Genomic DNA, 25,887 nt, shown 5'->3' with positions numbered 1-25,887 from the left:
GGGCGGGGCGGCATCAGCCGGACTTCGCCTCCCGGCGATTCAGGCCGAGGCCGAGCCAGAGCCCGGCGAAAGGGATGGCGGCGATCAGCACGAAGGCGAGCGCCCCGACGATGCCCCGTCCGAACCCCCAGGCCATCAGCACGGTGGGGATCACCGCCACCATGAGGTCGGCCCTGCTCGAAGGGCTCGCCCGCGCCCGGCCGGAAAGGCGCCTGCCCACCCACCAGAGCAGCGGCGGCAGGACGAGGAGGTGAAGGAGCAGGGCGAGGCCCGTCCATTCCGGGTTCACCCTCCCGAGGAGGAGGAAGATCCCGAGAAGGCCGAGGGCCGGGACGAAGGCGACGAGGATGAGAAGAAGGCGGTGCATGCCATCCCAGGGGCTCCTGGCGCCGGAGCCGTCGGGCCGCGATCCTGCCAGGGCGACCGCTGGATGGCGAGGGCGGGCGCGGCCTGCCGCCACGGGCGGCCCGAGCTTCCCGCCCTGCCCCGCACCGGGCAGAATGCTGCCCCCACGGCACGGGTTGAGCGCAATCCATGAACGAGGCCCCGGCGCCGCTCGCCGCCATGCTGACGCTCTCGGCCCGGAACAACGACATCGAGCGGGCGGGGATCCTTCTCGACTCCTTCGGGCGCTTCTGCCGGGACCGGCTGCGGCTGTTCGTCATCTGCCCCGACGACGCGCTGGGCCCGGTGCGGGACGCCTATCGGGGCTTCGCGAGCGAGACCCTGCAGCCCGAGTTCCTGGCGGATTCGGCCGTGCTCGCGCCATCGGTCCAGGCCGACCCGGCGGTGCGGGGCACGGTGCGGCAGATGCTGGCGAAGCTGGCCTTCGCGCGGCACTGCCCTTCCCCCTTCTACCTCACCCTCGACGCGGATGTGGCGCTGGTGCGGGAATGGGGCGTGGCGGAGGCGGTGCAGGGCGGGCGGGCCGCGGTGCAGAGGAAGGGGATCAAGCCCGACGACGCCTGGTGCAACGCCGCGGCGGAGCTGCTGGGCACGCCAATGGACTACGACACCACCATGGACGTGACCCCCTCCGTCCTCTCCACCGAGGGCGTCGGGGCGATGGCCGCCTTCCTGGAGGCGCGGCACGGCGACTGGCAGCGCGTGCTGGCCGACCAGCACCGGGACGGGCTGAGATGGACGGAGTACACGCTCTACTGGCACTTCCTGCGCCAGGCCGGGCTGCTGGAGCGGTATCACTCCCTGCCCGAGCGGTTCCGCCACTTCGTCCCGCGCAGCATCTGGCGGGCGCACGGGATCGAGGGCTGGAGCCTGGACCGCGCCCTGGCCGGCCCCGGCCATTTCGTGGTGCTGCAGAGCTCGACCGGGCTTCCCGTCGAGGAAGCCCGGGCGATGCTGCGGATGTGAGAGGGGGAGAGGCGGCGGGCGCCGCCCCTCGTCACACCCCGCCGATGAGGAGGTACTTGATCTCCAGGTAGTCCTCGATCCCGTACTTGCTGCCCTCGCGGCCCAGCCCGCTCTCCTTCACGCCGCCGAAGGGCGCGACCTCGCTGCTGATGATGCCCTCGTTGATGCCGATGATGCCGCTCTCCAGCGCCTCGGCCACGCGGAAGATGCGGCCGACGTCGCGGGCGTAGAAATAGGCGGCGAGGCCGAACTCGGTGTCGTTCGCCAGGCGGATGCCCTCCTCCTCCGTGCGGAAGCGGATGAGGGGCGCCATGGGGCCGAAGGTCTCCTCGCTCAGCACCTTAGCCGTGGTGGGCACGTCCGTGAGGATGGTGGGCTCGAAGAAGTTGCCGCCCAGCGCGTGGCGCTTGCCGCCGGTCAGCACCTTCGCCCCGCCCGCGGTCGCGTCCGCGATGTGCTCCTCCACCTTGGCCACGGCGTCGGCATTGATGAGCGGGCCCTGGGTGACGCCGGATTCCATGCCGTTGCCGACGCGCAGCGCCTCCACCGCCCCCTTCAGCTTCTCGGCGAAGGCGTCATAGACGCCCTCCTGCACGAAGATGCGGTTGGCGCAGACGCAGGTCTGGCCGGTGTTGCGGAACTTGGATGCCATGGCGCCCGTCACCGCCGCGTCGAGGTCGGCGTCGTCGAAGACGAGGAAGGCCGCGTTGCCGCCGAGCTCCATGCTCGTCTTCTTGATGGTTCCCGCCGCCTGCTGGAGCAGGACGCGCCCGACCTCCGTGCTGCCGGTGAAGGAGAGCTTGCGGACCATGGGGTTGGTGGACAGCTCCTCCCCCTGCTCACGGGCCGAGCCGGTGACGACGTTGCACACGCCCGGCGGCATGCCCGCGCGCTCGGCCAGCACGGCGATGGCGAGCGCCGAGAAGGGCGTCTGCGAGGCCGGGCGGATCACCCCGGTGCAGCCCGCGGCCCAGCCCGGCCCGGCCTTGCGGGTGATCATGGCGGCCGGGAAGTTCCAGGGGGTGATGGCGGCGAAGACGCCGATCGGCTCCTTCATCACCAGGATGCGGCTGCCCTGCTTGAAGGTCGGGATGGTGTCGCCGTAGATCCGCTTCCCCTCCTCGGCGAACCACTCGATGAAGGAGGCGGCGTAGGCGATCTCGCCCTTGGACTCCGTGAGCGGCTTGCCCTGCTCGGCCGTCATGATGGCGGCGAGGTCGTCCACGTTCTCCATCATCAGGGTGAAGAGGCGGCGCAGGATGGCCGCGCGCTCCTTCGCCAGCAGCGCGCGCCAGGCGGGCTGCGCGGCATGGGCGGCCTCGATCGCGCCGCGCACCTCCTCCCGCGAGAGGGAGGGAACCTGGCCGATCACCTCCCCCGTGGCGGGGTTCCGCACGGCGATCGTCTTGCCGGAGGCGGCCTGCACCCATCCGGCGCCGACGCGGTTGGCCTGCCGGAAAAGGTCGGGGTCTTTCAGGACGAGCTTGGCGGCGGTGTCGAGCATGGGGGGCTCCTTGGGCTTGGCCTGCCGAGGATGGGCCTGCTGGCCGGCGATGTCATCCCGGACGGGCCGGGGAGTCGCACGGACGAGAGCTCCGGCCGATCCGCGGCGGGGCTGGCAGGGGGGGGAAGCGCCGGCGGGCAGCCGTCCCGCGCGCGGGCTCAGCCCGGCGGCGCGCGGCCGATGACGGCCCGGAGCGGGTCGCTCCGCCTTCCGTCGAGGAGGGTGCGCGCCTCCACCGCCCCGAAGCCGGCCCGCTCGAGGTAGAGGGCGACGAGCCGGGCATGGTCGCCCTCCCCCAGCGCCTGCCAGATCGCGACGGCCTTGGTCGGGAAGCAGCGGTTGGAGAAGGTGATCACGAGCGGCGCGCCCGGCCGCAGGGCGCGCGCCACTTCCCGCAGCACGGGCACGGGGTCCTGGAGGTACTGGATCGAGACGCAGATCGCCGCGGCGTCCAGGCTGTCCGTCTCCAGCGGCAGGGCGGGGGCCGCGTTGAGGTCCTGGACGAACCAGCGGCCCAGGCGCGGGTTGGCGGCCAGCTCCTCCGCGTTCATGCCGTGGCCGATCACCTCGCCATAGGCGACCTCCGGCGGCAGGTGGCTCACCCAGCTGCCCATGAGGTCGAGGACCACCCCGCCCGGCGGCAGGATCTCGCGGTACAGGGCGGTGACGGCGGCGACCGCGGCGTCGTCGATATGGGTGACGAAGCGGGGCTCGCGGTAGAACAGGGTGTCCGGCGAGGGATCGGCCTTGCGGAAGGCCTCCGCCGGCAGCTCGGGCAGGCCGGTCACGCCGCCGGCCCTCCGGGGACTTGGCAGGGGAGGCCCGGGACGGGCGGGAGGCGGGTCTGAACCATCCGGCCTCAACGGGCGCCGGGAGTGGCCGTTGCGGCCATCTCCCCGGCCCGGTCACTCCACCGTCACCGCCTTGGCCAGGTTGCGCGGCTGGTCCACATCCGTGCCCTTCAGCACCGCGACGTGATAGGCCAGCAGCTGCACGGGGATGGCGTGCAGGATGGGGGCGACGAAGGGATCGACCTTCGGCACCACCACCACGCGTGAGGCGAAGCGGCGCAGCGCGGGCGCGCCTTCCTCATCCGTGAAGGCGATGATGCGGCCGCCGCGCGCCGCGGCCTCCTGAAGGTTGGAGGCGGTCTTCTCGAAGAGGGGCCCCGAGGGGCAGAGGGAGATCACGGGCACGGCGGCGTCGATCAGCGCGATCGGCCCGTGCTTCATCTCGCCGGCGGCATAGCCCTCGGCATGGATGTAGGAGATCTCCTTCAGCTTCAGCGCCCCCTCCATCGCGATGGGAAAGAGGCTGCCGCGGCCGAGGAAGAGCACGTCGCGCGCATCCCTGATCTCGGCGGCCACCGCCTCGATCTCGGCGCTGGCGTCCAGCAGCTTCGCCGCGTGCTCGGGCACCTCCAGCAGCGCGGCCGTCAGCCGCGCCTCCTCGGCGGCGTCGATCGCGCCTCGGCTGCGGGCGAAGTTTAGCGCGAGGCAGGCCATGACGGAGAGCTGGGCGGTGAAGGCCTTGGTGGAGGCCACGCTGATCTCGGGCCCGGCCACCGTCATCAGCGTCGCGTCGCTCTCGCGCGACATGGTGCTCTCCGGCACGTTCACGACGGAGACGAGGGATTGGCCGCCGCCCCTCAGCATCTTCATCGCGGCGAGGTTGTCCGCCGTCTCGCCGGACTGGGAGACGAACATGGCCGCGCCGCCCTCGGTGAGCGGCGGGTCGCGGTAGCGCAGCTCGCTCGCCACGTCGCAATCCGTGGGCAGGCGGGCGAGCGTCTCGAACCAGTAGCGCGCGGTGTTGCAGACGAGGAAGGCGGAGCCGCAGCCCGAGAGCCAGAGGCGCGGCAGCGTCGCGGGATCGAAGGGCAGCGCGGGGCGGGCGACGGCGCGCGTGGCGGGGTCGATATACTGGCGGAGCGTGTCGCCGATCACCGCGGGGTGCTCGTGCAGCTCCTTCTCCATGAAGTGGCGGTAGTTGCCCTTGCCGATGGCGGCGCCGGAGAAGGCGGTGGTCCTGACGGCGCGCGTGGCCGGCGCGCCCGCCGCGTCGAAGACCTCCGCGTCGTGGTCGCTGACCACGGCCCAGTCGCCCTCTTCCAGATAGGCGATGCGGCGAGTCAGCGGGGCGAGCGCCAGGGCGTCGGAGCCGACGAACATCTCGCCCTCGCCGTAGCCGATGGCCAGCGGCGCGCCCTGCCGCGCGGCGAGCAGCTTGCGCGGGTGGCCGGCGAAGATGGCGGCCAGGGCGAAGGCGCCGTGGACCCGCTTCAGCGCGCCGGAGAAGGCGGCCTCCGGCTCCTCCCCGCGGGCGAGGAGATGATCGACGAGGCGGGCGAAGGTCTCGGTATCCGTCTCCGTCTCGAACTCCGCGCCCTCCGCCTCCAGCTCGGCGCGCAGCTCGGCGTGGTTCTCGATGATGCCGTTGTGCACGACCGAGACGCGCGCCGTGCCGTGCGGATGGGCGTTGCGCGTGGTCGGGGCGCCGTGCGTGGCCCAGCGCGTGTGGCCGATGCCGGTGGTGCCGGGCAGCGGGTCCCGCTCCAGCACATCGGCCAGGTTGCCGAGCTTTCCCTCGGCGCGGCGGCGGTCGATATGGCCGTTCACCAGGGTCGCGATGCCCGCGCTGTCATAGCCCCGGTATTCCAGGCGGCGCAGCGCCTCCAGCAGGCGCGGCGCCGCGCCCTCCTTGCCGACGACGCCGACGATCCCGCACATCTCAGGGCTTCTCCTTTTTCGCCACGGGACGACGCTCTGCGCGGAAGGCGGCAGCGCGGCCCTCCTTGTTTTCCTGCCGGGCGCGGCCGAAGGCCATGGCATCCGGCGCGACATCGGCAGCGATGGTCGAGCCTGCCGCCACGAAGGCGCCGTCCCCCAGCGTCAGCGGGGCGACGAGGGTGGCGTTGGAGCCGATGAACACCCCCTCTCCCACCACCGTGCGGTACTTGCCGAAGCCGTCGTAGTTGCCGGTGACGGTGCCCGCGCCGATGTTGCTGCGGGCGCCCACGGTGGCGTCGCCGATGTAGGAGAGGTGGTTCGCCTTCGCGCCCTCCCCCAGCACGGCGGCCTTCAGCTCCACGAAGTTCCCGACCCGCGCACCCGCGCCGATCTCGGTGCCCGGGCGCAGCCGCGCGAAGGGGCCGATGGTCGCGCCTGATCGCAGGGTGCAGGCCTCCAGGTGGGAGAAGGCGTGGACCCTCACCTCGTCCTCGATCGTCACGCCGGGGCCGATGAACACGTCGGGGCCGATCGTCACGTCCTGTCCGATGACGGTGTCCCAGGAGAGGGTGACGCTCTCCGGGCGGACCAGCGTGGCGCCGCCGGCCATGGCGCGCTCGCGCAGCGCGGCCTGCACGGCGGCCTCGGCGGCGGCGAGCTCAATGCGGGAGTTGATGCCGCGGCACTCCGCCTCGTCGGCCTCCACGGCGACGGCCCGGAAGCCCTCGGCGCGGGCGGCGGCGACCGTGTCCGTCAGGTAGTACTCCCCGGCGGCGTTGTCGTTCCGCAAGGCGCGGAGCCAGGCGAAGAGGCGGGGCGCGGCGGCGCAGATGACGCCCACGTTGCAGAGCGTGATCGCGCGCTCCGCCTCCGTCGCGTCCTTCCACTCCGTCACGCGGGCGATGCCGCCGTCCTCATGCGGAATCACGCGGCCGTAGCGCGCGGGATCAGCCGGGCGCATGGCGAGCAGGGCGAGGTCCGCCCCTTCCCGCGCGGCAAGAAGCCGGCGCAGCGTGGCGGCGGGGATCAGCGGGTTGTCGGCGTAGAGGACGGCGACGTCCCCCTCGAAGCCCTCCAGCGCGGGCGCGGCCTGGAGGGCGGCGTGGCCCGTGCCCAGCCGCTCCCTCTGCACCACCGTCGCGTGCGGGGCGGCGGCGCGCTCCAGCGCGGGCATGTCCGGGCCGGTGACGACCACGATGCGGTCGAAGGCCTCCTCGCAGGCGGCGATGAGGTGGTTGAGCATCGGGCGCCCCGCGATGGGGTGCATGGCCTTGGGCAGGGATGATCGCATCCGGGTGCCCAGACCGGCGGCGAGGAGGATGGCGGCCCTTTGCATGGGGTGGATAAGCCCCAGCCCGGCCCCCGCCGCAAGGGCCGCCGCGCCTCAAGCTTCGTTGCCGGCTGTAACCCGCGGTGGCATGGGGGCGCGCATGGACCGCATCGCCCTCTTCGACCTCGACGGCACGCTGCTGGACAGCGCGCCCGACATCCACGCCGCGCTGGATCGGCTGATGGCCGCCCATGGCCGCCCCGGCTTCAGCCGGGAGGAGGTGCGGCTCATGATCGGGGACGGGGTGCCGGTGCTCATCCAGCGCGCCTGCGCGGCGCGGACCCTGGCGGACTCGCCCGGGCTCGTGGCCGAGTTCCTGGCGGATTACGAGGCCCATGCGGCGGACGAGACCCGCCCCTTCCCCGGCATCCCCGAGGCCCTGGCGGCGCTGAAGGCCGGGGGCTGGCGGCTCGCGGTCTGCACGAACAAGCCGGAGAAGGCCGCGCGGATCATCCTCGACGACCAGGGCCTCTCCCCCCTGCTGGAGGCCGTGGGCGGCGGGGACAGCTTTCCCGTCCGCAAGCCGCATCCCGGCCACCCCCTGGGCATCCTGGCGCGGATGGGGGCGGAGCCCTCCCGCGCCGTGCTGATCGGGGACCACCACAACGACACCCGCGCGGCGAAGGCGGCCGGGATCGCGGCGGTCTTCGCCGCCTGGGGCTATGGCGGGCCGGAGATGGCCGAGGGCGCGCCGGTCGCCGCCGCGCCGGCCGACCTGCCCAAGATCCTGGCGGGCATGCTGGCGGGGCTGCTGCCCGGCTGAGCCGGCCGCCCTAGTTGCTGGCCGAGCGGAGCTGCCCCGGCGGCCCGGCGCTGGCGAGGCGCATGGTGAGCGTGCCGAGCCAGCGGCTGGCATGCTCGACCCGCACCGGCACCACGGGCAGCCCCGGCGCCGGCTGTCCGAGCCAGGCCGTGCCCGTCTGGGGCCGCCGCGCGGCCTCGACATCCTCGCCCTTGCGGTAGCCCGCCATGTAGCGCCCCTCGAAATTGCAGCGGAGCGCGGTGCCGGACCACTCGTCCCGCGCCGGGGGGAAGCGCTCCTGCCCGCCGGTGCGGGCGGCCATCTCGGTCAGCCGGCGGCCGTCATAGACGCGTACCCCGCCGTTGCAGGTGCCGTCCCGCCGCACCTGGCGGACGAGCTGGGCGAGGGCGGAGAGGCTGTCCACCGTGTTGCGCTGCTGCGCCTCGGAGACGGGCTCGCGCTCCTCCTCGTTGGGGGGGACCATGACGCGGATCACGGGAGAGCCGTCGGGCCACTCCACCACCGTGCGGCGGGGCTCCCCGCGCCACACGCCCTCGGAGACATAGCGGCGGGGCCGCGCCCGGTCGCCCTCCCACACCCCCTCGACGCGGGCGAGGTTCTGCCCGCTGGCGAAGGCCGAGGCGAGGCCGCGCATGCGGGTGCGGAACTCCACGGCGTAGCCGCGGTCGGTGATGTCGAGGGTCGCCTGCAGCTCCATCAGGGTCAGCCCCGCCGCGTGGACGGTGTAGGTGGCCGAGACGGGCTGGGCCGCCGCGGGCAGCGCGGGGCCGAGGAGGGCGAGGGCGAGCAGCGCCGTGCGGCCGTGCCGATGGGGGGTCATGCCATGCCTTGCGTCGCGAACCGGTGAGAGATCGTGTCGCCGCGCGCATTCCGCCAGGGGCCCGCTTGACAGCGGCGGCCCGACGGAGGATATGCCGCGCCACTCCGGGCGCGTAGCTCAGCGGGAGAGCATTCGCTTCACACGCGAAGGGTCACAGGTTCAATCCCTGTCGCGCCCACCACCCCCCTCACGGGGCGGTTCCAGACCCGAATTCCCGATATCCCAGACAGGTTCGCCTACCCCCGCCCTCGCCCGCGCGAGTCGGCCAGGGAGAGGCACGCTCCCCCCGACCGTTTCTCAACGCGGCCCCTTACTGCGGCTGGGCCGGCGCTGCCGGGCGCGGCTCGCGGCGCTCGCCGCGGGCGCGGTGCGGGCGCACCTCCTCGCGGCTCAGCGCGCTGTCGCCGTTCGTGTCGCGGGCGCGGAACATCGCCTCGCCGAAGGGGCGCAGCTCGGCCAACGTCACCTTCCCGTCGCGGTCGGCGTCGAGGGCGCGGAAGAAGCCCCCGCCCCGCTCCTCCATCGCCGTGCCACGGCCGGCGGGCGGGCCGGAACGGTCGCCACGGCGGCCCATCTCGGCCCGCGCGTAGTTCCGGAACTCCTCCCAGGTCACGCCGCCGTCCTTGTCGGCATCGGCGGCGGCGAAGCGCGCGGAGAGGGCGGCCCAGCCCTCCTCGGCGGTCACGCGCCCGTCCCGGTCGGCATCGGCCTGACGGAAGAGCCCGTCGCCGCCGCGGCGCATCCCCTCCTGCGCCAGGGCCGGCAGGGCGGTGGCGCCGAGCGCGCCGGCCCCGAGGGTGACGGCCAGGGCCGCGAGCGCGATCTTGCGGGTTCGTGTCATGCGTCGTCCTCCTTGACGATGGGTGGAAGATGACACCGGGCGTGTAACAGACCGAGGCGTCCTGCGTGAGGAAGCGTGACGGCGCGGGGCATGCGGCTTCCTGACCATCGGCACACGACGACGTGACGTTTCTTTACGGCCGCTTAGGAATGATCCCGAAGAATGAGCTTGTCCGGCGGTGCCGGCACGAGAACCCGGGAAGCGACAGATGGCGACAATCATCGACCTCGAGCAGCGGAAGCGTTTCGCGGCTTTCGGCATCACGGAGGAGGACCTCGCGCTGCTGCGCGGCCAGGCCCGTTTCGCGCGCGAGCGGCTGCCCGCCCTGCTGACCGAGCTGCACGGCGCCTTCGCGGGCTGGCCGGAGATCCAGGCCGCGCTGATGAACCCCGCGGTGCACGAGGCGCGCACCGCCCACTGGGTCCGCGTGGTGTCCGGCGAGCTGGGCGAGGGCTTCATGGAATCGGCCGAGCACCTGGCATCGGCCTTCTACGCCCAGGGCGTGCCGAGCTACGCCGTCGCGATCTGCCACTCGACGGTGGGTGCCGCGGTCTGCGCCGCGCTGGGCATCGGCGGTGCCGGGACATCGCGCCCGGCGCTGCCCTCCCTTGCCTGGCTGCACGGAAAGGGTCGGTCCGGGGAATCGGCCGCGCTGGCCACAGCGCTGAACAAGGTCGCCTGGCTCGACCTGGAGGTGCTGCTGGAAACCTATGTCGCGGCCGAGCGCGCCTCGCGCCGTGCCACGCTGGACGCGCTGGCCGCCGATTTCGAGGTGACGATCCGGGGCGTGGCCGGCGGCGTGACCGACTCCTCGCGCCGGATGATCGCGGTGTCCGCGCCGATGGCCGAGGCCGCGGCGCGCACGACGGAGAGCTCGACCAGCGCCGCCGCTGCCGCCTCGGAGGCGAGCGAGAACGCGCGCACCGTGGCCGCCGCGGCCACCCAGCTCTCCACCTCCATCGCCGAGATCACCCGGCAGATGGGGCAGTCCTCGATGATGGCGGAGCGGGCGGCGGAGCAGGCGCGACAGACGGACGGGGTGGTGCAGGCCCTGGCCGAGGGCGCGAGCCGGATCAGCGACGTGGCGCGCCTGATCGGCGACATCGCCGGGCAGACGAACCTGCTGGCCCTCAACGCCACGATCGAGGCCGCGCGAGCGGGCGAGGCCGGTCGCGGCTTCGCCGTGGTGGCGAGCGAGGTGAAGCAGCTCGCCTCCCAGACCGCGCGCGCGACGGAGGAGATCAGCGGCCAGATCGCCGCCATCCAGGGCGCGACCGGCGCGGCGGTGGAGGCCATCTCCGCGATCGCCCGGGCCATCGCGGAGATGAGCGGCATCACCGCCGGCATCGCCGCCGCCGTGGAGGAGCAGGGCGCGGCCACGGCCGAGATCACCCGCAGCGTGCAGCACGCCGCCGGCGGGACCGAGCGCGTCAGCGAGCTGATGGACGGCATCCTCGGGGACGCGGCCGACACCTCCTCCGTGGCGGGCCAGATCACCGGCACGGCAGAGGAGCTGGCGGCGCAGTCCAGGGCGCTCGGCCGGGCGGTCGATGATTTCCTCCTGAAGGTCCGGGCTGCCTGAGGGAGGCTGCCGGAGCGGCCACCGGCCGCCCCGGTTCACCTCGCCCGCCCCAGGCTCCCCTAACCCCGCCGCGGCGTGCCGGGCTCGCCCAGGTCCCACCAGAGGCCGGTGAAGGCGGTCAGCCCCTCGCGAAGCATGGCGGGGATGACGTGCTCGTCCGGCCCGTGCTGCTTGCAGCCGTTGTAGGAGTGCGGAACCCAGACGAGCGGCGTGCCGAGCAGGTCCACGAAGACATCGCCCGGCAGCCCGCCCGAGGCGTTGGGCGTGACCTGCACGCGGGTGCCGAGGGAGCGCTCCATGCTCGCCTTCGTCCAGAGCACCCAGGGGTTGTCCGGCGCCGTGCGGCTGGCGGGCATGCGGATGCCGGCCCGCTCGATGGCCACCTTCTGCAGCCCGTGGGCGTCGAGATGGGCGCGCAGGGCGCGCTCGAACTTCGACGGGTCGGAGTCGCCGGTGTAGCGGATCTGGCAGGCGGCGCGGGCCTCCGGGGCCACGGCGTTCACCGGCGCCTCGGGCCGGCCGGAGGTCATGGCGAGCACGATGAAGGAGGCCCAGCCGTAGATCTTCTCGGCCGCGGTCAGGCCGGGCTCGCCCCAGCCCTCGTCGATCGTAGCCGCGCCCTCCCCGCCGCCCACGGGGCAGCCCTCCAGCGCCGCGCGGATCGGGGCGGGCACGGTCTCGCCGGGCAGCCAGTCGCGCACGAGAATCTTCCCGTTCCGGTCGGCGATGCTGGCGACCGCGTGGGAGAGAAGGATGGCCGGGTCGGTCGTCAGCCCGCCCCAGTGGCCGGAATGCACGCCGCCCGCGCGCAGCTTGACCACGAGGTCGAACATGAAGCTGCCGCGCGAGCCCGCCGCGATGGTCGGCAGGCCCGGCTCCACCCGCGGCCCGTCGGAGGCGATGAGCGCGTCGGCGGCCAGTTCCTCGCGATGCGTCTCGACGAAGGCGCGCAGCCCGCGCGAGCCCAGCTCCTCCGACATCTCCAGCACGAGCTTCACGTTCGCGCCCAGCCGGCCGCCGCGCTCGGCCAGCACCGCCTCCAGCGCGGCGAGGTTGACGATGTGCTGGCCCTTGTTGTCCGCCGTGCCGCGCCCGTACCAGAGCCCGTCCCGCTCGGTGATCGCCCAGGGCTTCAGCCCGGGGGCCCAGGCCTCCTCCATGCCGAGCACCGTGTCGCCATGGCCGTAGAGCAGCGCCGTGGGGAGGGAGGGGTCCTCGATCCGGCTGGCGACGAGGATGGGGCCGCAGCCCGCCTCGGGGTTCGGGTGGATGCCTGATTCGAAGCCGAGCCGCGTGATCCAGGGGGCGATCCCCTCCTCCAGGTAGCGGCGGAGGTCCCCGGCATGGGCGGGCGACTGGGAGGTGGAGGGAATGGCGACCAGCGCGGCCATGCGCTCGCGGAAGGCGCCGCTGTCGAACTCCGCCTGGGCGCGGGCGATGGCGGCCTCGCGGCTGGAACCGGCTGTGCTGGACATGGGCGGCGCCCCTCTCTCGCTGTGCAGCGCGGGAATAGGGCGGATCGGCGCCGGAGGGGAGGGCGGGCCCCTTCCCGCCAGGGTTCAGCGCGTCCGGGCCGGCGCGGAGCTGCCCCCCTTCGACCCCGCGATGGCGCCGCCGAGCAGCGCGCCGGCGATGGCGGGGAGGGCGAGGCCGAGGACGGGGGCGGCGAGGCCCGTTCCCGTATCGGGCAGCAGCACGGGGCCGGGCGTGCTGGCACGCGCGGCACGGGGCGGGATGGGCGTGCCAGTTCCCGTGCCGACCGGGCGGGCGGTGAGGCGTGGGGCGCTGCGGGAGGGAATGATCACCCCGCCCTCGGCGGGCACGGTGATGCTGCGGATCTCGCCCTGCGCCAGGCCGGGCGCCGGGGCGGAAAGGAGCGCAGGCACCGCGAGGGCGAGCGCCCTGAGCGCCGGGATCACGGGCCTGCGCCGCATAAGTCTCTCTCCTGCCCTATTGGCGGGCCCTATTGGCGGGTATGTCGGGGAAAGGCTTACAACCCCCCGTTGCGGAACCCTCGCCCCCTTATCACGATTCTGTCAACATCTCTAACGCCGCCCCAGGAGGTTGCGGGCGATGATGACCCGCATGATCTCGTTCGTGCCCTCCAGGATGCGGTGCACGCGGAGGTCGCGGACCAGCTTCTCCACCCCGTAGTCGTGCAGGTAGCCGTAGCCGCCGAGGAGCTGCAGTGCCTCGTCGGCCACGCGGTGCCCGGTGTCGGTGGCGAAGCGCTTGGCCATGGCGCAGAAGGAGCCGGCATCGGGGGCCTTGCTGTCCAGCTTCGCGCAGGCGCGCCAGAGGAGCGAGCGGGCGGCCTCCAGCTCGGTGGCCATGTCGGCGAGGCGGAACTGGGTGGCCTGGAAGTCCGACACGGCCTTGCCGAAGGCCCGGCGCTCCCGGACATAGTCCAGCGCGATGTCGAGCGCCCGCTGCGCCCCGCCGATGGAGCAGGCCGCGATGTTCAGCCGCCCGCCATCGAGCCCGGCCATGGCCATGCGGAAGCCCTGCCCCTCCTCGCCCAGGAGGGCACCGGCGGAGACGCGGGCGTCCTGGAAGGTCATCGTGCGCGTGGGCTGGGCGTTCCAGCCCATCTTCTTCTCGTTCGCGCCGAAGGAGAGGCCGGGGGTGTCCTTCGGCACGAGCAGGGCGGAGATGCCGTCCGGCCCCTCCCCGCCCGTGCGGGCCATGGTGAGGTAGAGGTCCGAGCTGCCGGCGCCCGAGATGAACCCCTTCGAGCCGTTCAGCACATAGCCCTGGTTGTCCCGCGCCGCCCGCGTGCGCAGCGCCGCCGCGTCGCTGCCCGATCCCGGCTCGGTCAGGCAGTAGGAGGCCAGGCGCTCCATGGTGACGAGGGAGGGGAGCTGCTCGGCCCGCTGGGCGTCGCTGCCCCAGCGGTCGATCATCCAGGCGACCATGTTGTGGATGGAGAGGAAGGCGGAGGTGGTCGGGCAGCCCGTGGCCAGGGCCTCGAAGACCACGGCGGCGTCGAGCCGCGTCAGCCCGGCCCCGCCGGATTCCTCCCGCACGTAGAGCGCGGCCATGCCGAGGGAGGCGGCCTGGCGCATCTCCTCCACGGGGAAGTGGCGCGTCGCGTCCCATTCCAGGGCGCGGGGGGCCAGCACGTCGCGCGCGAAGTCCTGCGCCACCTCGCGAAGCGCGCGGGTGTCCTCGGGCAGGTCGAAGGCGCTATCCAGGGGCATGGTACCGTTTCCTCGTTTGCGTCATCTGGCCGCGCTCGCGGCGCGCCGTCCAGTTCTCCTTATGGCGGCGGCGCTGCTCCTCCCGCCGCCCGCCCGCGCGGCCGCGCCGCTGACGGAGGAGACGGCGGCGGCCATGGGCAGCTTCATGCAGATCTGCGCGCGCCTGCTGACGGGTGGAGAGAGCCTCGCCGCCGCGCGGGAGGCCGGCTTCACGCCGCTTCCCGCGGATCGCGCGGCGCCGCTGCTGCGGGGCGCGCAGGGAGAGGTGCTGGCGGCGCGCGGCGGCTCGACCGGGGCGCTCGTGCTCATCCTCCTCACCCGTCCCCTCGCCTGCTCCATGCGGTTGCAGCGCATGGATGTGGAGACGGCGGAGGCGCTGTTCGTGCGGCTGGCCGAGGGCGTGGCGCGGCCGGGGCTGAGGGTCACGCGCGCCTTCGACGGGGAGGTGCCCGTGCCCGGGGCGCGGCCGGCGCGGCAGATCACCTATCGCCTCTCCACTGGCCAGCCGGGGCGGCCGGACTTCGCCCTCGCCTTCACCGGGGATGCGGACCCGGCGGCGGGCACGCAGGGCGTGCTGACGCTCGGCACCACCGCGCCGCTCGGGCGCGGAGCGCCCGGGGGGCGCTGAGCGCGCGGGGAACGCTGAGTGCGCGGGGAACGCCGAGCGCCCCGGGGACGCCGAGCGCCCCGGGGACGCCGAGCGCCGCCCCGGGAGCGCTGGGCTACTCCCCCGTGGCGAGGACGGCGGTCTCTCCCGCCACCATTTCCGGCAGGTCGTAGGCCATGTCGCCCAGCCGCTCGCGCATGATGGCGAGCACGGCGTCATGGGTGCGCAGCGCGTCCTCCCGCGTGTCGAAGAGGGTGACGGAGACGGCGCGGTCCGGCTCCGCCTCGTCGCGGAAGGAGTAGAAGCCGCGGAAGCCCTCCGCGCCCTCGATGGCCGGCAGGGTCTTCTTGCTGACGATGGAGTGCATCGTCTCCGTCTGGCCGGGCAGGCCGTGATAGGTGCGGATGACGGCGAAGAGCGGGCGGTGGCGGTCCCGTTGCTGCTCCTTCGGCGCCTCGACGTCGTGGAACACGGCCTCGCCGCTGATCGTCTCCGCTCCTTCGACGAGGCCGCGCATCCCCTCCCCGGCCCACTCGCGCAACCGGGCCATCGCCTCCTCCGCGCTCTCGCGGCTCTCGAAGATGCCGATGGAGTGGAAGGCGTCGCCCGCCTCGGAGGCGAAGGCGCAGTATCCCTTGAAGCCCGGCCGTCCCTGGAGCAGCGGCACGACGTGGTCCCGCACGCGCTGAACAACCTCATCCACGGGGCCGGCCAGGCGGGCCGTCTCGATCTCGACATACATGCGGGGCGCCCTCCTCGCGGAGGGTATACCGGCCAACCCGGCCCCACCCGCGCCGGGTTGCAACGCGCGGAGCGGCGGATCGTCCGTCCCCTGGCCTCATTCCGCCGCCACGGTGGTGCCCGCCGCCCCGGCGGTGTGCACGGCCGCGGCGGGCACGGGCGCGTCCAGCCGCGAGGCGATTGCGGCGAGGCGCGGGCGGGTGCGGGCGATGCTCGCCTCCTTCACCGGGCCGAAGCCGCGGACGCCGCCCCAGGCCTCGACCCACTCGCGCAGGGTGTCGCGGTTCGCCTCCTCCAGCCGGGGGAGCATCGCCTCCAGCCCCTCGCGGAACTCGCGGATCATGGCGCGCTCCGTGCGGCGCTCCTCCGTGCGGCCGAAGGGATCCAGCGCCGTGCCGCGCAGCACCTTGCCGTGGCGCAGCAGGGACATGGCGCGGAGCATCCAGGGCCCGAAGGCGCGCTTGGCCGGGCGGCCCGTGGCCGGATCGGTGCGGGAGAGGACGGGCGGGGCGAGGTGCAGCACCTTCCGTGTGGTGCCCGTGAAACCCCGGTCGAGCGAGGCCTGCCAGGCGGCATCGGCGTGCAGCCGCGCCACTTCGTACTCGTCCTTGTAGGCCATGAGGCGGTGGAGCTGCACGGCGACGGCCCGCGCCAGCGCCTCGTCCACCCCCGGCGCCGCCCGGAGGCGCGCGACGAAGCCGGCATAGTCCCGGGCATAGGCGGCGCTCTGATAAGCCGTGAGATCGGCCACGCGCCGGGCGATGAGGGCGTCCAGCGTCTCCGGCGCGGCGGGCTCGGCGGGGGCCTCCAGCGCGGCGGCGCGGCCGAGGGCGAAGGCCCGCCGGTTCCGCTCCACCGCCGTGCCATTCAGCTCCAGCGCCCGGTCGATGGCCGCGAAGGAGAGCGGCACCAGCCCGCGCTGGAAGGCCACGCCCAGGAGGTAGACGTTGAGGAAGATGGCGTCGCCCAGCGCCTCCTCCACGCGATGCGCGGCGGGCAGCGCCACGAGGTCGCGCGAGACGGCGCGCAGGTTGTCCAGGATCGCGCCGCCCTCCGAGCGCGGCGTGCCCAGGAGGAAGCCGGCGGTGGCCGCGATCTCGGCATTCACCACCCCCGCCGTGCGCTCGCGGGAGAGCAGCGGGCGGACGGCGGGGCCGTGCGCGCCGATGGCGTCGGCGGCGACCAGCAGGTCCGCCTGCCCCGCGCCGATGCGCGGCCCGGCGAGCGTCTCCGGCGCCGCGCCCTCCGCCCCGATGCGGATCTGCGCCTGCACGCCGCCGCCCTTCTGGGCCAGGCCGAGCTGGTCGATGGTGCGGACGGGGCGCCCGTCGATATGCGCCGCGGTGGCGAGGATGGCCGAGAGCGCCGTCACCCCCTGCCCGCCGATGCCGGCGAGCACGATGTTCCAGGCCTCCCCGCGCAGGGAGGGGAGCGCGGGCTCGGGGAGATCGGTGGGGGCGGCGGCGGCCTCGGGATGCGCTGCGACCTCCGCGCCCTCCAGCGTGACGAAGGAGGGGCAGAAGCCCTTGAGGCAGGAGAAGTCCCCGTTGCAGGCGCTCTGGTCCACCTGCCGCTTCTGGCCGAACTCCGTCGCCACGGGCTGCACGGCGAGGCAGTTGGACTGCACGCCGCAATCGCCGCAATCCTCGCACACCCGGGGATTGATGACGACGCGCCGGCCCGCCTTCGCCGCCGTGCCGCGCTTGCGGTGGCGGCGGCGCTCGGTGGCGCATTCCTGGTCGTAGATGAGGATCGTGACGCCCGGCGTCTCGCGCAGCGCCTTCTGCACGCTCTCCAGCTCGTCCCGGTGATGGAAGGCGACGCCGCGCGGCATGGTGGGGTCGCCCTGGTGGCGATCGGGATCGTCGGAGACGACGGTGACGGAGGCGACGCCCTCCGCCGCCATCTGGGCCGCGATGCGGGGCACGGTCATCTCGGCCTCCGGCGTCTGGCCGCCCGTCATGGCGACCGCGCCGTTCACCAGGATCTTGTAGGTGATGTTCGCCTTCGCCGCGACGGCCGCGCGCACGGCGAGGCTTCCCGAGTGCGAGTAGGTGCCGTCGCCGAGATTGGCGAAGACGTGGGGCGATTTCACGAAGGCCATCTGGCCGAGCCAGGGCGTCCCCTCCCCGCCCATCTGGGTGAAGACCTCGGTGGAGCGGTCCATCCAGGTCGCCATGTAGTGGCAGCCGATGCCCGCCATGGCGCGGCTGCCCTCGGGCACCTTCGTCGATGAGTTGTGCGGGCAGCCCGGGCAGAACCAGGGCTGGCGCAGGGCGATGGGCGCGCTCGCCGCGCCGGCCAGGGCGGTGAGCGCGGCCAGCCGCGCGGCCATGCTCTCCGGCCGCCCCTCCCGCGGCAGGCGCGCGTCCAGCGCGCGCGCGATGGAGGCGGCGTCGAGCTCCGACAGTTCGGAGAGCAGCGGCGCACCGTCGGCGTCGCGCTTGCCGGTGATGCGGGGTGCGCCGGGGGTGCCGTAGAGCGCGTCGCGGAGCTGGGCTTCAAGGAAGGAGCGGCGGTCCTCCACCACCATCACCTCCTCCAGCCCCTGGGCGAAGGCGCGCGCGGCCTCGGCATCCAGGGGCCAGGCGAGGCCGACCTTCCAGATCCGCAACCCGAGGAGGCGCGCCGCCGTGTCGTCGATGCCGAGGTCGAGCATCGCCTGGCGGAGATTGGCGTAGGCCTTGCCGCGCGCGGCGATGCCGAAGCGCGGGCGGGGCGAGTCCAGCACCACGCGGTCCAGCCCGTTCGCGCGGGCGAAGGCGATGGCGGCGGGCAGGCGCGTCAGGCGTAGCCGGCGCTCCTGGGCGAGCACGACGTCGCGCAGGCGGATGTGGCGTCCGTCCTCCCCCTCGAAGTCGCCCTCGGGGATGATCGGGCGCCAGGAGGGGTCGATGCGGAAGCTCGCGCTGGCGTCCATCGTGTCCGCCACGCATTTCATCCCGGCCCAGGTGCCCGCGAAGCGCGAGAGGGCGAGGCCCTTCAGCCCGAACTCCAGCACCTCGTTCACCCCGGCGGGGTCGAGGAAGGGGATCTCCAGGTCCATGAAGGCGTGGTCGGAGGCGTTGGCGACGGTGGAGGACTTGGCGGAAGGATCATCCCCCGCGAGCGCCAGCACGCCGCCCAGCGGCGCGGTGCCCGCCATGTTCGCGTGGCGGAGCGCGTCCCCGCTGCGGTCCACCCCCGGGCCCTTGCCGTACCAGATGGCGAAGACGCCCTCCTTCGTGCCGTCCCCGAAGAGCCCCGCCTGCTGGCTGCCCCAGGCGGCGGTGGCGGCGAGGTCCTCGTTCAGCCCGGGCTGGAAGACGACGCCCGCCTCCAGCAGCCGCTTCGACTGCTTCTGGAGTTCCTTGTCATAGGTGCCGAGCGGGCTGCCCCGGTATCCCGTGACGAAGCCCGCCGTGTCGTGGCCGGCGGCGCGGTCCAGCGCCCGCTGCTCCAGCGGCAGCCGCACCAGCGCCTGGATGCCCGTCATCAATACGGGGTCGGGGCCGGATTCCCACCGGTCCTCCAGACGCATCGTCGCGCGCTGCACGCTTCCCATGGACCACTCCCGGACGGGCCCTGCGCGGGGCTCGTTCTCTTCTTCCGATTGAAGCAGGATAGGCGGGAAAGGCCGGCGTTTCCTTCCGTTTTTCATGGTGCGCCGCCGAAGATGCGGAAGAAGCTTCCGCCTGAAGGAGGAAACATGGACGCCACGGACCGCCGCATCCTGCGCGCGCTGTCCCGCAAGGGGCGGCTCTCCAACGCCGAGCTCGCCGAGGAGGTGGGTCTATCGCCTTCCCCCTGCTGGACGCGGGTGAAGCGGCTGGAGGCATCGGGCGTCATCAAGGGCTACTCGGCCCTGCTGGACCAGGCGGCCCTCGGCCTTCCCGACACGGTGTTCCTGGAGGTGATGATGGAGAAGCACGACGAGGGTGCGCTCCGCCTCTTCGAGGAAGCCGTGCACGGCATTCCCGAGATCCTCGAATGCCACCTCGTCACCGGCGAGTACGACTACATCATCAAGGCGGCCGTCGGCGGCACGGCGGGTTACGAGAACCTTCTGCGCCAGAAGATCTACCGCCTGCCCGGCGTTCGCCACACGCGCAGCGCCTTCACCCTGCGCTGCCTCAAGCGGGAGATCTCGGTCGTGCCGTGAGGGCCCTGCGTCAGAGCAACTCCACGCTGATCGTCGTGGCGGTGCGGACCGGCTCCACATAGGGCTGCAACTCACCGATCGCGAGCGCCATCCCGAGATAGGGGACCGCACCGCTGACGACGAGGCCCGTGGAGTGGGCCAGTTCCGCGGCCGTGGCCGGACGCTCCAGCGCCGCCTCGTAATGCCCGGCGACCCAGGCCTGCGGGCTCAGCCCTTCATAGAGCGCGGTGTGCATCTCCGTTCCCATCAGGGTGGCGTAGAGGAGTTCGAGGTTACCGGGATGGTTCACAGCCGCTTTCCAGATCAGCAGGCTGGCCGGATCGGGAACGGTGTTCAGCATGGCGTCGTAGGCACGCACCACTGCCGAACCTGCGAGGTCCAGCACCCAGACGCCGCTCGCATGGGTCCGCTCAAAGGGCGCCGTCGCTTCGGGCAGCTGGGCGAGCCAGGCGGTGAGGTCAGGCAGGCTGACCCCCATCCGTAGCGACCAGTTGAGATAGGCTATCACCTCCACCGAGGGCGCCATGTCGAAGATGCTACGATAGATCGTGCCGAGCTGTCCGCTCGCATCCATTCCGGCGAAATGGCTCCGAGACTCATTCGTGCTGAGAAAGGTCTGGGCGAGAGCGGTGAGCGAGGTGCCGCCATCCAGCCAGCTCTCGAACACCCCCAGGTGCCAGCTGGTCGGGGAGAAGCCGATCGTCGCCTCGTAGATCCGCGCCACCACCGAGGGCCGCGAAGCCCCGTCCAGCTCCAGCCTGCCGTCGGGGAAAAGGACGCGCTCCACCGCACCCAGCCTTACCTCGCTTCCATCCGCCCAGTGCAGGGCCACGCCGTTCGGCGCCACCTCGATGCTCGCCAGTTCGGCGCTGGCATGCGTCGTCACGACCTCGCCGCTGGCCGAGTTGGCCGTGTCGGCGAGCGAGCGGCCGCGCCCGAGGACCTGCCCATCCGTCTGATGGGAGGCATAGGCGGCCTCCTCGGCCCGGCCGCCGCCGGGAGCGGGACCGATCTCCGTCTGTGCCTCGCCCAGGCTCTGGAGGAACCCAACGCGCGAGACCGTTCCGGTGTCGAGCTGGCTCTTCGCCGCCGTCAGCTCGGCTGCCGTGGGGTCCCGTCCCAGCGCATGATCGTAGATCCTGACGACGAAGTCGGCATTGGACTGTCCGGCGTGGCGTGCCTGGAACAAGCCGGTCGCCGAGAGATAGGTGTAGAGCCCGGCCAGGGAGACATGGCCACCGTCGAGCAGCAGGGACCAGCGGGCGAGCGCGGCCTGATCCGGCACCTGATCCAGCGCCGCATCATAGGCCTGCACGATGCTGCGCTGCGTCGGGCTCATCAGCCAGATGCCAGCGGGGTGCTCCGCCTCTGAATGAGCCGCAGCCTGGGGCGTGTCGATCAGCATCGCCGCAAGCCCGGCCATGCTCACGCCCACGCTGTTGGCCCAGAGAAGATACTCCATGGCCCCGGCCGAGGGCGCGTAGCCGATCACATCCTCGTAGATGAGCCGTATCTGCTGGGCGGTGCCGAGGCCGGCCACCCGCGCCTTCCAGGTTGCCGTGCCGAGCAGGGAGGCGGTGACGTCCGTCATCGAGATCCCCCCTGCCAGCAGCTTCGCGGTGCCGGCCACCGCACCGGCCTCCGGGGTGAAGCCGAGTATTGCCTCATAGGCGCGCAGGGCCCGGGCGGCAGGAGTGGCGCCGCCGAAGACGATCCGCCCCTCCGCAAAGGCAATTCCCGTCGTTCCGGCCAGCATCGTGGTCGTGCCGTCGCGCCAGGTGATGAGGAGGCTGTCGTCCGTGCCGCTGATGCCGGCCACATCCGCCGCGCGCTGGGCCAGCACCGCATTGCCGGTGGCGGACATGGCCGCGGTTGCCGTGTGCCCTCCCGGCGCGAGGGAAGAGGTGGGCGGCGGTGGCGGTGGCGGTGGGGGTGGCGGGGGTGGCGGCGGCGGTGGGGGTGGCGGCGGCGGTGGGGGTGGCGGCGAGACCCCGTCCTGGACGGAAACGAGGAGGCTCGGAGCCGCGAGGCTGCTGTAGCGACTGTCGGTGCTGGCGATGGTGATCCCGATGCCGGCCACCTCCGCCCCTTCCACCACGCGGTCGTCGATCGCGCTCACCAGGACGGCGCGCGGCGACGCCCAGTCGGCGGCGGTGAAGACGATGCTCACCATCGAGCTGGGCGTGCCACCACTGCCGGCGAGCAGCAGGTCCGCCCCGCCCGATAATGTCACCGTCACCGGCGAGCTGGGCTGGGACGCCAGGGCGATGGTGAAGCTGTCCCCTGCCCCTCCCTCGGCCACGGCGGTCTTCCCGCTCGTCTCGACGATGGAGAGGCCGGCGGGCGGCGGCGGCGGGGGTGGCGGCGGGGGAGGCGCGGGCGGCGGCGGCGCGGGGTCGTCGTCCGTGATGGCGACGTTGAGACCGGTCGATGCAAGCCCCCCGAAGGAGGGATCGTCGCTGGTGGCCCTGATGGTCACCGAGACGGTCTCCGCCCCCTCATAGAAGGTGTCGTTCACCGCCGAGACGATGACCGTGCGCGGCTTCGCCCAGTCTGCCGGCTGGATGACGAAGGTGATGGTCTTGGTCAGGGCTCCCGCCGCGCTGCGGGCGAGGTTGAGGTCCTCGCCCGCCGTGATCGTCACCGTCACGGTCGCGGTGGGGAGGTAGGAGAGGCTGACGGTGAAGCTGTCGGTCGCCCCGCCCTCGGCCACGGCCGCGTCGTTGCCCGTCTGCGCGATGACGATGGCGGCGGCCGGCGGGGGTGGCGGAGGCGGCGGGCTGGGCGGCGGCGAGGCGGGCGGCGAGGCCGGGGGAGAAGCCGGCGGCGAGGTCGGCGTCGTCGAGCCCGTCCCGCTCCCCGTATCCGTCCCGGTCGAGGGCGGCGAGGTGGCTGGGGGCGAGGTTGCAGGGGGCGAGGTCGCAGGGGGGGAGGTGACCGGCGGCGAGATCACCGGCCCGTCCTCGTTCGTGACGTTGAGAACCGTGACGGGAAGGCTGAAGGCCGCCTCGTTCAGCCCGTCCGAGACGCCGATCATCACCTCGCGCACCGTGCCGCCGAGCCGCAGCAGGTCCACCCCGTCCCGCAGCCGCAGCGTCCTGCCCACGATGTCGAAGAGGGCCGAATCCGGCCAGAGGACGCGGTATTCCAGCCGCGCGGCGCTGCTGTCGGGGTCGTCGGCGACGAGGTCGCCGATCGTGGCGCCGATATCCGTCTCGAGGACCGCGCCGCCGTTGCTGAAGCGCAGGTTGGCGGGCAGCGTGTCGTCCACGCCGAGCAGCGTGACGTTCCACGATCCCTCGACCGTCTGCCAAGCGCCGCCGGCGAGGACGGAGAGGCCGAAGCCCAGCACGGGATCGGCCCCGGCGGCATAGGCCTCGCGGTCCAGCGCCCCGATGGGCGTGACGACAACGCGGCCCGCGCCGTCGAGCGAGGCCTGGAACACCGAGGCGCCCGCCCCGGTGACGGCAACGTTCGTCACCCCCGAGACCCCGGACAGGGACAGGGTGGCGGACCAGTCTCCGGTCCGGTTGTTCTCCAGGATGGTGGCGGGCATCGTGCCCGCGGCCACGATGGGCATCGCCGGCTCCACTCGCGTCGTCTTGACGCGGTGGAGAGTCAGGCAAGTGGATTAAATCAGGGCTAATCCGGCCCGGCGCCCCGCAAGGGGCTGCCCCGCGTCAGGCGGCGGCGGCGCCCGGCTCGGGCGAATCGAGCAGTTCGCGCATCAGGCGCGCCCAGCGGGGCGCAGCGCCAAGGAAGCCGTCCAGGACGCGGACGGGCAGGCCTTCGGCATATTCCAGGGCGGTCACGGAGCGGGGATCCCAGCCGGAGGTGAGCGTGTCCACCAGATGCTCGCCCGGATGGGTGCCGACCATCGCCCGCACGCGCCGCGCGGCCACGAGGATGCGCGCCGCCGCTTCGTGGCGAAGCTGCTCGGCCAGGTTGTCATTGGCGATATCGGCCAGGGTCTCCAGCGCGGGATCCCGCATCGCGCGATCAGGCATCGTCTCACCTCACTCGGGTTTCTCGGGGATGAAGTCTCTTTCTTGCCGGGCCCGGTTAACACGGGCTGACCTTCCGGCACGGATCGCGCAAGGGCGGCAGGCACCGCCGGGACGCGCGCCGGATTCGGAACGACAAGGCTGGGAACGCTCTACCCCGTCGCCCGTTGCGGCTGGTGCGCTATATGGCGGGCCATGACCCGCGCCCTTCGCATCGCCGCCGCTCTCCTCATCCTCGCCCTCGGGGCCATGTGGGGGGCCGCGCTCATCGTCCGCCAGCCCGGGGAGGGGCTGGGCGCGGCCTTCGCCCGGCTGCTCGGCAACGCGCCGCCGCCGAGCGCGGGCGGGGTGGCGCTCCCGGCCGGGGTGGCCATCGGCGGCCCGTTCTCCCTCGTGGACGGCGACGGCCGGCCGGTGACGGAGGCGGACCTGCGCGGCCGGCTCGCCCTCGTCTTCTTCGGCTTCACCTTCTGCCCCGATGTCTGCCCGACCGAGCTCCAGGCCATCGGCCAGGCCATGGACCTTCTCGGCCCGCGGGCGGAGGGGGTGCGGCCCGTCTTCATCAGCGTCGATCCCGAGCGGGACACGCCGGCGCGGGTGAAGGACTACGTCGCCCTCTTCCACCCCTCCATCACCGGCCTGACCGGCACCTCCGCGCAGGTCTCGGCCGCGGCCCGCGCCTTCCGGGTCTACTACGCCAAGGTCACGCCGCCCGGCGCCTCGGACTACCTGATGGACCACTCGGCCTTCATCTACCTCCTCGGGCGGGACGGTTCGCTCAGGGCGCTGTTCCGCCCGGGGGCGACGCCGGAGGAAATGGCCGCCACGATCCGGGCGAATCTGGGCTAGCTCCCGACCGGGAAGCGGAGGGGTCGGCCCAGCCCCGCGCGCGGCGCGGTTGCGTCGGCGGGGCGGTTTGCGGCAATCCTCGGGCGCCATGCCCGATGCCCTCCCCTCCCCCTCCGCGCCCACGGGCCCGATCTCCCTCGCCAAGGAGAAGATCCGCATCCTGCTGCTGGAGGGCATCTCCGACAGCGCAGTGGCGACGCTGGAGGCGGCCGGATACACGAATATCCGGCGCGAGAAGAAGGCGCTGGACGAGGACGCGCTGCGCGAGGCCATCAAGGGCGTCCACCTCCTCGGCATCCGCTCCCGCACGCGGGTGACCAAGGCGGTGCTGGACGAGGCGGACCGGCTGATCGCCGTGGGCTGCTTCTGCATCGGGACCGACCAAGTGGACCTGGCCGAGGCGCGGCGCCGCGGCATCCCCGTCTTCAACGCGCCCTTCTCCAACACGCGCTCGGTGGCCGAGCTGGTGATGGGCGAGATCGTGATGCTGCTGCGCGGCATCCCCGGCCGCTCCAACGCGGCCCATACCGGCGTGTGGGACAAGTCCGCGGCCGACAGCCGCGAGGTGCGGGGCAAGACGCTCGGCATCGTCGGCTACGGCAATATCGGCGCGCAGGTCTCGGTTCTGGCCGAGGCCTTCGGCATGCGCGTGACCTATTACGACGTGATCCCGAAGCTGCCGCACGGCAACGCCCTTTCCATGCCCTCGCTCCGCGCGCTGCTGCAGGGGTCCGACGTGGTGACGCTGCACGTGCCCGAGACGCCCGCGACGCATAACCTCATCGGGGCCGACGAGATCGCGCTGATGAAGCCGGGCGCCGTGCTCATCAACAACGCCCGCGGCCGGGTGCTGGACCTCGGGGCGCTGAGGGCGGCGATGGAAGCCGGTCATCTCAGCGGCGCGGCGGTGGACGTGTTCCCGGAGGAGCCGGAGAAGAACACGGACCCCTTCGTCTCCACGCTCCAGGGCCTGCGCAACGTCATCCTCACCCCGCATATCGGCGGCAGCACGGTCGAGGCGCAGTCGCGCATCGGCGAGGAGACCGGGCGCAAGCTCTCCGACTATTCCGACACGGGCGCGACGCTCGGCGCGGTGAACTTCCCCGAGGCCGTGCTGCCCGCCCGCCCGCGCGGCGCGCGCTTCCTGCACGTCCACGGCAACCACCCGGGCACGCTGGCCGCGATCAACGAGCTGTTCACGCGGCACGGCGCGAACATCGCCGGCCAGTACCTCCAGACCGATGCAGAGATCGGCTACGTCGTGGTGGATGCGGAAGGGCTGCGGGACGCGCAGGCCGTGCTCGAGGAGCTTCGCGCGCTGCCCGGCACGGTGCGGGCGCGCCTCCTCTACGAGCGGAGCTGAAGCACGCCGGCCCATAAGGCCGGCACCATGAGAAAAGGGGGC

General features: G+C 73.0%; 21 protein-coding genes and 1 tRNA gene. 8 read left to right on the top strand and 14 right to left on the bottom strand.

The window, feature by feature from the left end:
- Positions 1 to 13: 13 nt before the first annotated feature.
- Positions 14 to 367, bottom strand: coding sequence for a hypothetical protein (locus tag FHS87_RS04465; RefSeq protein WP_184514322.1), 354 nt, complete (start codon positions 365 to 367; stop codon positions 14 to 16).
- A gap of 167 nt (positions 368 to 534) precedes the next feature.
- Between FHS87_RS04465 and FHS87_RS04460 the strand changes: the two genes are divergently transcribed.
- A complete protein-coding gene (locus FHS87_RS04460; protein ID WP_184514320.1) occupies positions 535 to 1,371 on the top strand; it encodes a DUF6492 family protein in 837 nt (278 codons plus the stop codon).
- Between the two features lie 31 nt (positions 1,372 to 1,402).
- Here the strand turns inward: FHS87_RS04460 and FHS87_RS04455 are convergent, their stop codons facing one another.
- The 4 genes from FHS87_RS04455 to glmU all read right to left on the bottom strand — a co-directional run bounded on the left by FHS87_RS04455 (position 1,403) and on the right by glmU (position 6,940).
- Positions 1,403 to 2,875 (bottom strand): NAD-dependent succinate-semialdehyde dehydrogenase, encoded by a 1,473-nt coding sequence (locus FHS87_RS04455; protein WP_184514318.1) that lies wholly within the window; start codon positions 2,873 to 2,875, stop codon positions 1,403 to 1,405.
- Between the two features lie 158 nt (positions 2,876 to 3,033).
- On the bottom strand, positions 3,034 to 3,663 hold the full coding sequence (locus FHS87_RS04450) for a class I SAM-dependent methyltransferase (protein WP_184514316.1): 630 nt from the start codon (positions 3,661 to 3,663) through the stop codon (positions 3,034 to 3,036).
- A gap of 117 nt (positions 3,664 to 3,780) precedes the next feature.
- Positions 3,781 to 5,604, bottom strand: coding sequence for a glutamine--fructose-6-phosphate transaminase (isomerizing) (glmS, locus tag FHS87_RS04445; RefSeq protein WP_184514314.1), 1,824 nt, complete (start codon positions 5,602 to 5,604; stop codon positions 3,781 to 3,783).
- A 1-nt stretch (position 5,605) separates the two neighbouring features.
- Positions 5,606 to 6,940 carry a bifunctional UDP-N-acetylglucosamine diphosphorylase/glucosamine-1-phosphate N-acetyltransferase GlmU gene (glmU, locus tag FHS87_RS04440; protein ID WP_184514312.1) on the bottom strand — a complete coding sequence of 445 codons (1,335 nt, stop codon included), beginning with the start codon at positions 6,938 to 6,940 and terminating at the stop codon, positions 5,606 to 5,608.
- Positions 6,941 to 7,034: 94 nt separating this feature from the next.
- Here glmU and gph point away from each other — a divergent pair, with 94 nt between their 5' ends.
- Positions 7,035 to 7,697 (top strand): phosphoglycolate phosphatase, encoded by a 663-nt coding sequence (gene gph / locus FHS87_RS04435; RefSeq protein ID WP_184514309.1) that lies wholly within the window; start codon positions 7,035 to 7,037, stop codon positions 7,695 to 7,697.
- A 10-nt stretch (positions 7,698 to 7,707) separates the two neighbouring features.
- Here the strand turns inward: gph and FHS87_RS04430 are convergent, their stop codons facing one another.
- Entirely contained in the window at positions 7,708 to 8,517 is an 810-nt protein-coding gene (locus tag FHS87_RS04430; protein ID WP_184514307.1) for a DUF3108 domain-containing protein, read from the bottom strand.
- A 106-nt stretch (positions 8,518 to 8,623) separates the two neighbouring features.
- Here FHS87_RS04430 and FHS87_RS04425 point away from each other — a divergent pair.
- Positions 8,624 to 8,698: transfer RNA gene (locus FHS87_RS04425), tRNA-Val, on the top strand.
- Between the two features lie 129 nt (positions 8,699 to 8,827).
- Here FHS87_RS04425 and FHS87_RS04420 read toward each other — a convergent pair.
- Positions 8,828 to 9,358: an EF-hand domain-containing protein gene (locus FHS87_RS04420; RefSeq protein ID WP_184514305.1), complete on the bottom strand. Its 531-nt coding sequence runs from the start codon at positions 9,356 to 9,358 to the stop codon at positions 8,828 to 8,830.
- A 208-nt stretch (positions 9,359 to 9,566) separates the two neighbouring features.
- Between FHS87_RS04420 and FHS87_RS04415 the strand changes: the two genes are divergently transcribed.
- Positions 9,567 to 10,940 (top strand): globin-coupled sensor protein, encoded by a 1,374-nt coding sequence (locus FHS87_RS04415; protein ID WP_184514303.1) that lies wholly within the window; start codon positions 9,567 to 9,569, stop codon positions 10,938 to 10,940.
- 59 nt (positions 10,941 to 10,999) lie between these two features.
- On the opposite strand, the gene FHS87_RS04410 is transcribed toward FHS87_RS04415, so the two are convergent.
- From FHS87_RS04410 to FHS87_RS04400, 3 genes are all read right to left on the bottom strand, one after another.
- Complete coding sequence (locus FHS87_RS04410; RefSeq protein WP_184514301.1) at positions 11,000 to 12,415, bottom strand: M20/M25/M40 family metallo-hydrolase; 1,416 nt, start codon at positions 12,413 to 12,415, stop codon at positions 11,000 to 11,002.
- 84 nt (positions 12,416 to 12,499) lie between these two features.
- Positions 12,500 to 12,874 (bottom strand): hypothetical protein, encoded by a 375-nt coding sequence (locus tag FHS87_RS04405; protein ID WP_184514299.1) that lies wholly within the window; start codon positions 12,872 to 12,874, stop codon positions 12,500 to 12,502.
- Between the two features lie 111 nt (positions 12,875 to 12,985).
- On the bottom strand, positions 12,986 to 14,140 hold the full coding sequence (locus FHS87_RS04400) for an acyl-CoA dehydrogenase family protein (protein ID WP_221299522.1): 1,155 nt from the start codon (positions 14,138 to 14,140) through the stop codon (positions 12,986 to 12,988).
- A 61-nt stretch (positions 14,141 to 14,201) separates the two neighbouring features.
- Between FHS87_RS04400 and FHS87_RS04395 the strand changes: the two genes are divergently transcribed.
- Positions 14,202 to 14,768 carry an NMCC_0638 family (lipo)protein gene (locus FHS87_RS04395; RefSeq protein WP_184514297.1) on the top strand — a complete coding sequence of 189 codons (567 nt, stop codon included), beginning with the start codon at positions 14,202 to 14,204 and terminating at the stop codon, positions 14,766 to 14,768.
- A gap of 94 nt (positions 14,769 to 14,862) precedes the next feature.
- Here FHS87_RS04395 and FHS87_RS04390 read toward each other — a convergent pair whose 3' ends face one another.
- Together FHS87_RS04390 and FHS87_RS04385 are read right to left on the bottom strand one after the other, a co-directional pair.
- Positions 14,863 to 15,489 carry an antibiotic biosynthesis monooxygenase family protein gene (locus tag FHS87_RS04390; RefSeq protein WP_184514295.1) on the bottom strand — a complete coding sequence of 209 codons (627 nt, stop codon included), beginning with the start codon at positions 15,487 to 15,489 and terminating at the stop codon, positions 14,863 to 14,865.
- A gap of 96 nt (positions 15,490 to 15,585) precedes the next feature.
- Positions 15,586 to 19,032, bottom strand: coding sequence for an indolepyruvate ferredoxin oxidoreductase family protein (locus FHS87_RS04385; protein ID WP_184514293.1), 3,447 nt, complete (start codon positions 19,030 to 19,032; stop codon positions 15,586 to 15,588).
- Between the two features lie 144 nt (positions 19,033 to 19,176).
- On the opposite strand from FHS87_RS04385, the gene FHS87_RS04380 reads away from it, so the two are divergent.
- Complete coding sequence (locus FHS87_RS04380; protein WP_184514291.1) at positions 19,177 to 19,629, top strand: Lrp/AsnC family transcriptional regulator; 453 nt, start codon at positions 19,177 to 19,179, stop codon at positions 19,627 to 19,629.
- A 10-nt stretch (positions 19,630 to 19,639) separates the two neighbouring features.
- Here FHS87_RS04380 and FHS87_RS23630 read toward each other — a convergent pair whose 3' ends face one another.
- Together FHS87_RS23630 and FHS87_RS04370 are read right to left on the bottom strand one after the other, a co-directional pair.
- Entirely contained in the window at positions 19,640 to 23,209 is a 3,570-nt protein-coding gene (locus FHS87_RS23630; protein ID WP_184514289.1) for a hypothetical protein, read from the bottom strand.
- A 100-nt stretch (positions 23,210 to 23,309) separates the two neighbouring features.
- Complete coding sequence (locus FHS87_RS04370; protein ID WP_184514287.1) at positions 23,310 to 23,636, bottom strand: hypothetical protein; 327 nt, start codon at positions 23,634 to 23,636, stop codon at positions 23,310 to 23,312.
- 192 nt (positions 23,637 to 23,828) lie between these two features.
- Here FHS87_RS04370 and FHS87_RS04365 point away from each other — a divergent pair, with 192 nt between their 5' ends.
- Entirely contained in the window at positions 23,829 to 24,482 is a 654-nt protein-coding gene (locus FHS87_RS04365) for an SCO family protein (RefSeq protein WP_184514285.1), read from the top strand.
- 88 nt (positions 24,483 to 24,570) lie between these two features.
- On the top strand, positions 24,571 to 25,845 hold the full coding sequence (gene serA / locus FHS87_RS04360) for a phosphoglycerate dehydrogenase (protein WP_184514284.1): 1,275 nt from the start codon (positions 24,571 to 24,573) through the stop codon (positions 25,843 to 25,845).
- Positions 25,846 to 25,887: the final 42 nt, after the last annotated feature.

This window comes from Muricoccus pecuniae, from assembly GCF_014199205.1.
GTDB lineage: Bacteria > Pseudomonadota > Alphaproteobacteria > Acetobacterales > Acetobacteraceae > Roseomonas > Roseomonas pecuniae.
This window is presented reverse-complemented; position numbering and strand designations above follow the sequence as displayed.